This window comes from Mesorhizobium sp. M0437, from assembly GCF_040321335.1.
Classification (GTDB): Bacteria; Pseudomonadota; Alphaproteobacteria; order Rhizobiales; family Rhizobiaceae; genus Mesorhizobium.
In genome coordinates this window covers 61,672-73,148 of the sequence record NZ_JAMYRK010000027.1, presented here as the reverse complement: position 1 = coordinate 73,148, position 11,477 = coordinate 61,672, and the positions used below count along the sequence as shown (strand labels likewise).

The following is an 11,477-nucleotide window of genomic DNA, read 5'->3' as shown; positions in this document are numbered from 1 at the left end:
ACTCTCTCCACGGCATCAACACCTCCGGCCAAAAGCCAAAAGTGTTACCCATGTGTCCGGTACAAAACGTCACCTATGTCTCAGGCCGCGCACTCACCGGCTCGCCGAGTCTGAAGGGACACTGGACGGCGACTGCAGCTGCGATGCAGTATCTTGAGGCAGGCAGAGGGGGGCGCGAGCGGCTTTCATCTTCGCCGCACTCTTACCTCAGATCAGCCTACAACCGATCGGCCCGCGCTTCACCAGAAGCACGGGCTTGGTCGACTCGGCACCGTCGCCGCCCCGTCTAGCGCGGGACCGCTTGTATTCCCGAGACCGAGCGCTCTGTTTCGGCGGAAAAAACCACGAAGGCAAAGATCAGCACGGCGGCAGCGACAATCATTGAGCCGGTGGCGACGATCGGCTCGAGCGCCGGATTTCCCTGCAGCATCAGGTAAAGCGCCGGCAGCATCACGACCAGGCCGAGATTGTAGACGCCATAGTGGATCATCGCGCTCCTGCGGGCAGCCTTCGCCGGGTTCAGCGCATAATAGCCGCCGAATATTGCACTGGTGACCCACCCCAGCAGGTTGATGTGCGCGTGAGCCGGAAACGCGCCGTGATCGCCTGAAATTGCCATCTGCAGGCCAGCTGCAATTCCCAGAATAAGAAAGATGATGGCTGTCTTGAAAAAGAGTTCCGAAACCTTAGGCATATCATTCTCCCAAACCCGTTTTGCCGCCGCATCATGCTGTGGTTCCGGCGATCTTGCCAAGGGACCGTCGGGCCTGCGGAGCCATTTGTCGCCGGCCTGACAGCCCGTTGGCGGCCGGCCGCCGGGCCTGGCCGGTTGCGAGTCCAGCCAGCAAAAAATATGCACTCACGCTAATTTAATTGCAACATTACCGGCCAGGCTTGCATGTCGTTCTCGCCAGGGAAGTGTCCTGCACGATGGTGGTGCCATACGCGCCAAAGATCTGCCCGTCAGTGTTGCAGCAAGGCCTCGCCGAACTTCTCCCACAGCTGTGCGCAATCTGTTGCTCTGAGGCTGGGGGTTCCGACTGGGCCATATCTGATGACGGCGGCGTGAACATCATAGCCAACGATAGGTGCATTGGCGACAAAGTGGATAGCCTCGCCCAATCGGCGGGGGCCAATTGGCGCATCGGTTTTGTTGGTGATATCGAAGACACCACGAATATCCGCTTCCTGATTCCTGGCTGCCAACGCAGCCGCCATTACCCTTTCTTGCATCATCGAAATCTCTCCTATCGGTCTAAGTCTAAGAACCGCGGCTTGTGCCGATCCGGCAGCTGACAACCGGCAAATCGAAGTGCCTTTTGCAGCATCTTGATTGGCTCTTGCTGCGAGCCACTCCGCCCGCTCCCGCGGCAAGCCGATAAGGCAACTGCCAGCAAAATCCGCAGGCACATCCACGGTCGCATCAAACACGGCCCACGTGCCAGTCGGCTCCTGAACGGGCAAAAACCTCATAACAGCGCCTGCTAATATACCATGCCGACTGTGAGAACGAGACTTTTTCCTGCATCAACTAAACGAATGAGAGCTGGTGTCGAAGTGCCGGGCGACGCTCGTCGAAAACAAATCGTCGGCGACATCGCCTGGATCGAAGGTGGGCCTGAGCAGCGATCCGGCCGCATTCGAGGCTCGCCGACAGGGACAAGCACAAGACGCAGCGCGCCGGCACGCCTCGTCAAATGTTACTTTCTGCCCTGCGGATAGATCGTCTCGCCGCGCTTCAGCATCTCCACGAACGCCGCGATCTTCTTCTTGCGTCCGGCTTCGGTTTTCATGTTGTGGATGCGGAAGGCGAGTGCGAAGCGGTTTTGCCCGCTGAGCTTTGCCAGCATCTCTTTCGCCGTGGGCTCGGCGTCTATTGCCGCCTGGAGGTCGTCGGGGATCTTCATCTCCTTGCCGCTCTTGTAGGCGCGCGCCCAGCGGCCGTCGGCCTTGGCCGCATCGACCTGCCTCAGCCCGTGCTCGGTCATCCGGCCCTCCTCGATCAGCCGGGCGACATTGTCGACATTGATCTGGCTCCAGGTGCTCTTCCTGCCGCGCGGGGTGTAGCGCTGCAGGTAGCTTTTGCCGTCCAAGGCCTTGCGCACTGCATCGATCCAGCCCCAGCACAACGCCGCGTCGATGGCTTGCTTCGGCGTGATCGACGGCAGTCCCGAATCGAGCTTATGGATCTTGATCCAGACTTCGTCCTCGCTGTCGTGATGCTCGCCAAGCCAGGCATGGAAGCTTTCGGCATCCCTGAACTCGCGCACCTTGGCGGGGTCGACCTTGACGGGCGCCATCAGCCGGTCCGCCCATGACGCGAGCGCGTAACGACGCCAAACCGCTTGCCGGCCGCGCGCGCGCTCACCTCAGCTCCGAGTTCGCAATCCGCAGGCCTGGTGATTCTCGCCGGCACGCATTCAGCCCGCACGATTGGGCGTTCCGAGGACATGGGATTTCGGCGGCAGCATGACGTTGTCGAATGTCTGCGTGAACATCGCCGCCGCAAAGAAAGCGACGGCGCGCAGGGTTTCGGTGCCGGTGTTGACGAGGTCGTGCCTGACCGGCGTCGGAAGTACCAGGACGCTGCCCGGCCCGACCGGGTGGGTGGTGCCGCCCTCAATGTGTAGCTCGCCGGTGCCGGCGATGATGTATTGCGTCTCTTCGGTGGCGTCGCTGTGCCAGCCGAGCCGCTTGCCGGGCTCGATCTCGTAGACAATGACCGAGGACTGGGTGGTGCCGTGCCCGCCGTAAACCGCGAAAGCGCCGGCCCATTTGACCGACGGATCGTCCTCTGCCCAAACCAGCGAACGTTCGAGCCTGTCGGATGCGACGACTGCTGTCATGGCTTCGTTCCTCTCAGCGAATTGCGAACACGAATCTAGATGATTTTTCTGGTCTGCGTCAGCAAAACTGGCTGCTGACCGTTCCCTCGTGCATTGCGCGTGACGATTTGTCGGGCCGCGATCCGACCTATTCTACTCTCGGGCCGGATCACTGAGCCGATACCCCAATGCAACCAAGCCTTTACCTTTTAGTCAGTTTTGAGTTGCCCCTGCGTTGCGTTCGTGGTCCGGTACAACCAGGGCGCTCAATGCGGCATTCGGCAACGGTCGCCTCACCGACCGTCAGGGCAACACACCGTCGAGCCAATACAGGAGATAGCAATGGGCATTTTCGACAGTATCAAAGGTGCGATTTTCGGAAACGCGGTTGCGGGCGAAGCGCCGCCGGCGCAACCGTCTCCCGCGCCTGCTTCGAGCACGGCCACCCAGCCGACGGCGCCTACCCGATCCGCCCCGGCTGCAACCCCGGCTCCGGCCGCGCCGGCCGCGCCGTCCTCTGCCCCTGACATCGCTGCCATTCTCGACAAGGCGGTGGCCGCGAGGGGGCAGAAACTCAACTGGAAGAATTCGATCGTCGACCTGATGAAGGCTCTGAATATCGACAGCAGCCTCGGCGCCCGCAAGGAGCTTGCCCACGAGCTGAACTACACCGGCGATATGAACGACACTGTAACGATGAATCTGTGGCTGCACGACGCACTGATGAAAAAGCTGGCCGAGAACGGCGGCAAGCTTCCGAGCGACCTGGCCGCCTAGAGTCACAAGACAAGCAATTCCAGGAAAACGTGTGAACGGTTTTCCGTCCGGAATTGCGTCAAACAAAAAAGACAGACCGGTTCTGCCCGCACCGTGGTTCTTGCTGCGCCGGCTTCGGCCGCAACCGAGCAGACCACACTGCCAAGCATCAGACTGCCCGTAAATAAAACTGAGACCGATCCCGGCCGCCGGGATTGGGTCCATGGCGAAGTCGCATGGCACAAAAGCGCTGCCCTCGCGCCCGGATTGCCTCCCGCAAAACCGACGATTTCGGTCGCTGCCCACGCGCTGGTAGGACCACCATTTTGCTGGCGAAACGCGACGTTCGGCGTATCATTCTCTCGGGAGAGGGTTCATGGTGGGAGGAAGCCAATGAACGTGGTGAAGCGGGTGACGGTCGCCGACTTGACAGCCCAAGAGCTTGTTTCATCTGCGCTTTCACGGTTCGGTGCCGGCGACACCATATCGACGAGGGCGATGCTGGACATCGTTCGCAGGACGGCTCCGGCCTGCGGCAACAGTGACGACGATCTGGTCGAGCTTATCGTCATGACGGCGGTTGGTAGGACCATGGGCGTCGTGTTCGACCATCGCTCCCATTAAAACAATCTGGAACGAACATCAGGCTGCGCCCAGGAGCAGTGGCGGGCGGTGGCAGCGCCGCCAAAGAGGCCGGCCTGTTTGTGCGTGAAGGTCGGCCTGGCACCAAGCCATTGCTTTGAGCAAAACCGCTGCTCATGCCGGGTCATGCCCGAAGCCGGTAGTTGGGCGACACGCTCGAAGGAACTCGCTGAAATCTTGCCCGTTATGCTCTCGTTGAGATGAGGAGAGCTGCCATGGCCGACGACAAAACCAAGACCGACAGTCGCGACCGCTCACGAGTGGCGGGCGGCGAAGACTACGAGGTACGTCACTTCGCCGAGGAAGCGGGCATTACCCCTGAGCAGGCGCGCACGCTGATCAAGCGCCACGGCACCGACCGCAAGGTGCTGAACGAAATCGCCGAGAGCATAAGAGCGTCGTAATGGCTGACAAGAAAACCGCAATGGCCGACCGCAAGACGCGCGATCTGGACGAAAAGGAGGCTCTGCGCCTGGCCGAAACCACCGACGTTTCGCCGAAGCAGGCGAAGGATCTGATGCGCAAGCACGGCAAGGACAGCCCGAAGGTCGAGAAGGAAGCCAAGAACTTCAAGGCCGAGGGCTGAGCCGCCCAGCCGGTTGGACGCGCGGCATGGGGCCGCGATCCTGCGGCTTATCGGTTTTCTAACAAATTCGGCCTATCCCTTCCGCTATCGCGGCTCAGGGATGCCATATGCGCGGGATATCTGGTGGGGCGAGGCGGTCGATAGACGACATACGGCATGTGAGGCTGATGTTTTGCCTGGTGGCGGCGGTCGTGATGGCGGCGGCGCTCCTCGCCTTTGCCCACTCCCTCCTGCAGGATCCCGATAGCTGGTGGCACATCAAGGTCGGCATGGATATGCTGGCACGCCGCACATTCCCCACCGTCGACATCTATTCCTATACTTTTGCCGGCCAGCCATGGATCGCCAAGGAATGGCTTAGCCAGGTCCTCCTTGCAATTGCCTTTCAAGCCGGCGGCTGGAACGGCGTGGTGCTGCTGGCGACTGCAGTAATCGCGCTTACGGCCTTCTTGACGTCGTGGTATCTCAGCGCGTGGTTGAAGCCGACGCTGGCGATAGGACTGACGCTGGTTCTCGCGCTCTTGATCGGGCCAATCTATGTCGCCCGGCCGCACATCTTTACCTTGCCCATCATCGTCGTCTGGACCGCCGGTCTTTTCCAGGCCGCACGCAACGAGAAAGCACCGCCCTTATGGCTGCTGGCGCTGCTTTGCCTGTGGGCCAATCTCCATGCCACCTTCACCTTCGGTTTCGTCATCGCCGCCTTCGCCGGCCTCGATCTCGTCATGCGCACACGCTTGTCGAACCCCCGGCTGCTGGCCAAGTGGATCGCTTTCGGGCTGCTTTGCCCGCTGGTCAGCCTGCTCAATCCCTATGGCGTCAAAGCCATACTCGCCACATTCACCGTGGCCTATGGCAATGAGGCGGTGCCTTACATTGCGGAGTGGCAGCCCTTCGACGCCGCGCGGCACACCCTCCAGGAGGTGGCCCTGCTGGTGGCGCTTTTCGGGCTGCTCGTGTCGAGATTGCGCATTGGCTGGGCCAAGGCGCTGTTCCTTGTCTTCACGTTGCACGTCTATCTCACCCACATACGGTTCATGTACCTGTTCTTTCTTCTCGTGCCGGTGGTCCTTGCCGTCGAGGTCGCGCAACAATATCCAGCGCTTTCAGCCGAGAAATGGGCGGCGGAAAAGCGTGACGGACTTGAACAATTTTTCGCACGGCAATTTTCCAGGATTTGTGCTGGACTTGCCGTTTTGCTGGTTTTGGCGGCTGCCGCCTTGACGAGCTATCCGGTCGCGCCGAGCCAGAAGACCTCGGCGAGGGACGCACTGGCCTTTGCCCAAACCCATAATCTGTCGGGCAATCTGCTGAACTCCTACGATTTCGGCGGCACGCTGATTTTCCATGGCATCAGGACGTTTATCGACGGCCGCGCGGATCAGCTCTTCCTGAATGGCTTTACGGAAACGGACGAGCAGACGGGGCACAGCCGGGGCAAGCCGATCCTGAAAGCCCAACTCGACAAATATACGATAGGCTGGGCGTTGTTGACCGCCGACGACAGCCGCATTCCGTTCTTCGACGAACTGGGCTGGAAGCGGGCCTATGCGGACGATTACGCGGTGATCTACACCCGCGCGGACTGAGCCCCGGCAGCTTCGCGCGCCGGTGCGCACCTCCCTCCTGAAGCTTCGGCCAGCGCCGAGGCGGCGAAATCCTTATGGGATTTTGATTTCTTTGCTCCGCGTTCCGTCTCGAACCTTTATGGCACTTTGATCCATATTCGCCGGAGCGATGTATCCAGCCGCCGATATGATGCGGCGACGGGTTGGGCAGTTTTGTCCAAATTAAAAGAACAAACACGATATAGGAAAATGCATTATGGACATATTTGTTGTCGCGATTGGAATCGCGTTCTTTGCTCTATGCTTCGGCTATATCAACGCTTGCGACAAGCTGTAAGTTTAGGTGATCATAACATGCTTTTCGACTATATCCTCGGCGGCGCCGTGACCTTGTTTCTTCTCGCCTACCTGACATACGCCCTCGTTCGCCCGGAACGCTTCTGATCTCCACTGGCAAGGCGCCAAACCCATGACAATCAACGGATGGCTGCAGATCCTCGTCTATTGCGGGATCGTCGTTCTGCTGGCCAAGCCGCTCGGCGGCTACATGCATCGCGTTTTCAGCGGCGAGCGCACATTCCTGTCGTCAATTCTGGCCCCGCTCGAGCGCGGGCTCTACCGCATATCAGGGACCAGCGAGCGCGAGGAGCAGCACTGGACCTCCTATGCGGCGGCCCTGCTGTTCTTTAACCTGGCCGGCTTCCTGGTGCTCTATTTGCTGCAACGGCTGCAAGGCGGCCTGCCCTACAATCCGGCCGGCATGACCGCCGTCGAACCTGGGCTGGCCTTCAACACCGCCGCCAGCTTCATGACCAACACCAACTGGCAGAACTACGGCGGCGAAAGCACGATGTCCTATCTCGTGCAGATGGCCGGCTTGACCGTACAGAATTTTCTGTCGGCGGCGACTGGCGTCGCCATTGCGGTCGCATTGATCCGCGGCTTTGCTAGAGCCTCAGGCAAATCGATCGGCAATTTCTGGGTCGATATGACCCGCGGCACGCTCTACCTGCTTTTGCCCTTTTGCATCGTGTTGACTCTTGTCTATGTCTATCTCGGCATGCCGCAAACGTTCGCTGCCTACGTCAACGCGACGACGCTCGAAGGCGCGCAACAGACTATCGCGGTCGGGCCGGTCGCTTCCCAGGTTGCCATCAAGATGCTCGGCACCAACGGCGGCGGTTTCTTCAACGCCAATGCCGCGCACCCGTTCGAAAATCCCGACGCGATCTCGAACCTGATCCAGATGGTGACGATCTTTGCCCTCGGCGCGGCGCTGACCAATGTCTTCGGCCGCATGGTAGGCAACCAGCGCCAGGGCTGGGCAATTCTGTCGGCGATGGGCGTGCTGTTCATCGCTGGCGTTGCCGTCTGCTACTGGGCGGAAGCCGCCGGCAATCCGCTTGTTCATGCGCTGGGTGTCGACGGCGGCAACATGGAGGGCAAGGAGAGCCGCTTCGGCATCGCCCTGTCGGCACTGTTTGCCGTCATCACCACGGCCGCATCCTGCGGCGCCGTCAACGCCATGCATGACAGCTTCACCGCACTCGGCGGCATGATCCCCATCATCAACATGCAGCTCGGCGAGGTCATTGTCGGCGGCGTCGGCGCCGGCTTCTACGGTATCCTGATGTTCATCGTCATTGCCGTTTTCGTCGCCGGGCTGATGGTCGGACGCACGCCCGAATATCTCGGCAAGAAGATCGAGGCCAAGGAGGTCAAGATGGCTATGCTGGCCGTGCTCTGCCTGCCGCTTGCAATGCTGATCTTCACTGCTATCGCGGTGGTGCTGCCGACCGGCGTTGCTTCCATCGCCAATGCCGGCCCGCATGGCTTCTCCGAGGTTCTCTATGCCTACACCTCGGCCGCGGCGAACAATGGCTCCGCCTTTGGCGGCCTCAGCGGCAACACGCCCTGGTACAACGTAACGCTCGGCATCGGCATGCTGATGGGCCGGTTCCTGGTCATTATTCCGGCGTTGGCGATTGCTGGCTCGCTGGTTGCGAAGAAGACCGTCCCTGCCTCCGCCGGCACCTTCCCGACCGATGGTCCGCTGTTCGTCGGACTGCTGGCCGGTGTCATCCTGATCGTCGGCGGCCTGACCTTCTTCCCGGCTCTGGCGGTCGGACCGATCGTCGAGCACCTGGCGATGATTCATGGTCAGACATTCTGAAACGGCCATGCCCTGGTTCAAGATCATACCTCGAAAGGTCGGGCATCGCCCCGAGCCGGAGGGGGAGAAAACGCCCCCTCCTTTCCCGACGCTGTCCACATTCCTCGCTATTGCGGCAGCCTTGATCATGATCTGGCTGCTGGCTTATGGGCCGCCGCACCTTCGTTCGGCACACGATCGACCGGTCAACAACATCGACACTGGAGCTACCAAATGAGCCCGTCGAAATCCGTGAGCATCATGGATACCCGCATTCTGTGGCCCGCTATCGGCGGTTCCTTCAGAAAACTGAACCCGCGCATCTTGATGCGAAACCCGGTGATGTTCGTCGTCGCCGTCGTCTCGGCGCTCACCACCGTGCTGTTCGTCAAGGATCTCGTTACCAGCGGCGGCGATCTTGGCTTCACGCTGCAGATCATCATCTGGCTGTGGTTCACCGTGCTCTTCGCCAATTTCGCCGAAGCGGTGGCCGAAGGCCGCGGCAAGGCGCAAGCTGACTCGCTGCGTCGGGCGCGAACCGAGACGCAGGCCAAGCTGTTGAACGGTGGCGACCGCAGCAAGTTCAAACTGGTGCCCGGCACCAGCCTGAAGGTCGGCGACATCGTGCTTGTCGAAGCCGGCGACATCATCCCCTCGGACGGCGAGGTGGTCGAAGGCGTGGCGTCGGTCAACGAGGCGGCCATCACCGGCGAATCCGCACCGGTCATCCGCGAATCCGGAGGCGATCGTTCGGCGGTGACCGGCGGCACGCAGGTCTTGTCCGACTGGATCCGCGTGCGCATCACTGCGGCTGCCGGTCATACGTTCCTCGACCGCATGATCTCGCTGGTCGAGGGCGCCGAGCGCCAGAAGACACCCAACGAGATCGCGCTCAACATCCTGCTCGTCGGCATGACGCTGATCTTCGTGCTGGCGACGGCGACGATCCCGAGCTTCGCCTCGTATTCGGGCGGCTATATCTCGGTGACCGTGCTGGTCGCCCTGTTCGTTACCCTGATCCCGACCACAATTGGCGCCCTGCTGTCGGCTATCGGCATTGCCGGCATGGACCGCCTGGTGCGCTTCAACGTGCTCGCCATGTCGGGCCGCGCCGTCGAGGCGGCCGGCGATGTCGACACGCTGCTGCTCGACAAGACCGGAACCATCACGCTGGGCAACCGTCAGGCGACGGCATTTCGTCCGGTCAAGGGCGTCACCGAACAGGAACTGGCCGACGCGGCTCAGCTTGCCTCGCTTGCCGACGAAACGCCGGAAGGCCGCTCGATCGTCGTCCTGGCGAAGGAAAAATACGCTATCCGCGCCCGCGACATGGCAAGCCTGCACGCGACTTTCGTGCCCTTCACCGCGCAAACCCGCATGAGCGGTGTCGATCTGGAAGGCTCCTCAGTCCGCAAGGGCGCAGTCGATGCGGTACTTGCCCACGTCAACCTCTCGACCGTTGCCACAGGCAGTACGCGCCCCGGCAGCGACACCGTCCGCGACCTTCAGGCGATCGCCGACGAGATCGCCAAATCGGGTGGCACTCCACTCGCGGTCGAGCGCGACGGGCGCCTGCTCGGCGTCGTCCATCTGAAGGACATCGTCAAGGGCGGCATCGCAGAACGCTTTGCCGAATTGCGCCGCATGGGCATCCGCACGGTGATGATCACCGGCGATAATCCGATGACCGCGGCGGCGATCGCGGCGGAAGCCGGCGTCGACGACTTCCTTGCCCAGGCGACGCCCGAGGACAAGTTGAAGCTGATCCGCGACGAGCAGGCCAAAGGCAAACTGGTCGCGATGTGCGGCGATGGCACCAACGATGCGCCGGCCCTTGCGCAGGCCGATGTCGGCGTTGCCATGAACACCGGCACGGTCGCGGCGCGCGAGGCCGGCAACATGGTCGATCTCGACAGCGATCCGACCAAGCTGATCGAGATCGTCGAAATCGGCAAGGCGCTGCTGATGACGCGTGGCTCGCTGACCACCTTCTCCATCGCCAACGACGTGGCCAAGTATTTTGCCATCATCCCGGCAATATTCGCCGTCTTCTACATCGCCCCGGGCCAGACCGCCGGGCCGCTGCAAGCGCTCAATGTCATGCATCTGGCGACGCCGCAGAGCGCTATCCTCTCGGCCATCATCTTCAACGCGCTGATCATCATTGCGCTGATCCCGCTGTCGCTGAGGGGCGTCAAATACCGCGCGGTCGGCGCCGGTGCGCTGCTCAGCCGCAATCTCATTGTCTATGGCCTTGGCGGCGTCGTAGTGCCCTTCGTTGGCATCAAGATGATCGACATGGCCATCACCGCTCTCGGTCTCGCCTAAGGAACCACGTCGATGCTCAATCAAATCAGGCCCGCGATCGTCATGATCGTCTTCTTCACCATTCTGACGGGTTTGGTCTATCCGATCGGCATGACCGGCATTGCCCAGGCGCTGTTTTCGCGCCAGGCCAATGGCAGCCTGATCGAGAAGGACGGCAAGCTCGTCGGTTCCGAGCTGATCGGCCAGGCTTTCGAAAGCGACCGCTACTTCCATGGCCGCCCTTCGGCTGCCGGCGACGGCTACAATGCCGCCGCCTCGGGCGGCTCGAATCTCGGCCCGACCAACCCGAAGCTCATCGACAGGATCAAGAGCGACGCCGAAAAGCTGAGAGCCGAAAACCCGAGCCAGCCGGTACCGATGAATCTGGTCACCACGTCCGGCAGCGGCCTCGATCCGCATATGAGCCCCGATGCGGCCTATTTTCAGGTTGCCAGGGTGGCCAAGGCCAGGGGCGTCGATGAATCCAGGATCAAATCGCTTGTCGACAGCCATGTCGAAGATCGCGAATTGGGATTCATCGGCGAGCCGGTAGTCAATGTGCTGGCCCTCAACCTTGCGCTGGACGATGCCATGAAACAGTGAAGGACCGGCGCCGGGATCGACACCGAAGCCGGCGCCGT

The 11,477-nt window shown here is 61.2% G+C and carries 13 protein-coding genes; 9 read left to right on the top strand and 4 right to left on the bottom strand.

What is annotated here, in order from left to right; all coding sequences use genetic code 11:
* Window positions 1-286 precede the first annotated feature (286 nt).
* The 4 genes from NKI72_RS18575 to NKI72_RS18560 all read right to left on the bottom strand — a co-directional run bounded on the left by NKI72_RS18575 (window position 287) and on the right by NKI72_RS18560 (window position 2,846).
* On the bottom strand, window positions 287-694 hold the full coding sequence (locus NKI72_RS18575) for a hypothetical protein (RefSeq protein ID WP_352501933.1): 408 nt from the start codon (window positions 692-694) through the stop codon (window positions 287-289).
* A gap of 269 nt (window positions 695-963) precedes the next feature.
* Window positions 964-1,431 (bottom strand): hypothetical protein, encoded by a 468-nt coding sequence (locus NKI72_RS18570; protein ID WP_352501934.1) that lies wholly within the window; start codon window positions 1,429-1,431, stop codon window positions 964-966.
* Window positions 1,432-1,700: 269 nt separating this feature from the next.
* Entirely contained in the window at window positions 1,701-2,300 is a 600-nt protein-coding gene (locus NKI72_RS18565; RefSeq protein ID WP_352501935.1) for a YdeI/OmpD-associated family protein, read from the bottom strand.
* 120 nt (window positions 2,301-2,420) lie between these two features.
* Window positions 2,421-2,846: a cupin domain-containing protein gene (locus NKI72_RS18560; RefSeq protein ID WP_352465923.1), complete on the bottom strand. Its 426-nt coding sequence runs from the start codon at window positions 2,844-2,846 to the stop codon at window positions 2,421-2,423.
* A gap of 321 nt (window positions 2,847-3,167) precedes the next feature.
* On the opposite strand from NKI72_RS18560, the gene NKI72_RS18555 reads away from it, so the two are divergent.
* The 9 genes from NKI72_RS18555 (at window position 3,168) to kdpC (ending at window position 11,439) form a co-directional block, all read left to right on the top strand.
* On the top strand, window positions 3,168-3,602 hold the full coding sequence (locus NKI72_RS18555; RefSeq protein WP_352539401.1) for a DUF3597 domain-containing protein: 435 nt from the start codon (window positions 3,168-3,170) through the stop codon (window positions 3,600-3,602).
* A 372-nt stretch (window positions 3,603-3,974) separates the two neighbouring features.
* Entirely contained in the window at window positions 3,975-4,205 is a 231-nt protein-coding gene (locus NKI72_RS18550; protein ID WP_352469460.1) for a hypothetical protein, read from the top strand.
* 233 nt (window positions 4,206-4,438) lie between these two features.
* On the top strand, window positions 4,439-4,627 hold the full coding sequence (locus NKI72_RS18545; RefSeq protein WP_352502669.1) for a DUF3606 domain-containing protein: 189 nt from the start codon (window positions 4,439-4,441) through the stop codon (window positions 4,625-4,627).
* Window positions 4,627-4,809 carry a hypothetical protein gene (locus tag NKI72_RS18540; protein ID WP_352469832.1) on the top strand — a complete coding sequence of 61 codons (183 nt, stop codon included), beginning with the start codon at window positions 4,627-4,629 and terminating at the stop codon, window positions 4,807-4,809. Before NKI72_RS18545 ends, NKI72_RS18540 begins: the two co-directional genes overlap by 1 nt.
* Window positions 4,810-4,916: 107 nt before the next feature.
* A complete protein-coding gene (locus NKI72_RS18535) occupies window positions 4,917-6,398 on the top strand; it encodes a hypothetical protein (protein WP_352850482.1) in 1,482 nt (493 codons plus the stop codon).
* Between the two features lie 333 nt (window positions 6,399-6,731).
* On the top strand, window positions 6,732-6,821 hold the full coding sequence (locus NKI72_RS18530; protein ID WP_023675300.1) for a K(+)-transporting ATPase subunit F: 90 nt from the start codon (window positions 6,732-6,734) through the stop codon (window positions 6,819-6,821).
* Between the two features lie 25 nt (window positions 6,822-6,846).
* Entirely contained in the window at window positions 6,847-8,550 is a 1,704-nt protein-coding gene (gene kdpA / locus NKI72_RS18525; protein WP_352767060.1) for a potassium-transporting ATPase subunit KdpA, read from the top strand.
* Between the two features lie 213 nt (window positions 8,551-8,763).
* On the top strand, window positions 8,764-10,857 hold the full coding sequence (kdpB, locus tag NKI72_RS18520) for a potassium-transporting ATPase subunit KdpB (protein WP_352469456.1): 2,094 nt from the start codon (window positions 8,764-8,766) through the stop codon (window positions 10,855-10,857).
* A 12-nt stretch (window positions 10,858-10,869) separates the two neighbouring features.
* Window positions 10,870-11,439 carry a potassium-transporting ATPase subunit KdpC gene (gene kdpC, locus NKI72_RS18515; protein ID WP_352469455.1) on the top strand — a complete coding sequence of 190 codons (570 nt, stop codon included), beginning with the start codon at window positions 10,870-10,872 and terminating at the stop codon, window positions 11,437-11,439.
* The last annotated feature ends 38 nt before the right edge of the window (window positions 11,440-11,477 follow it).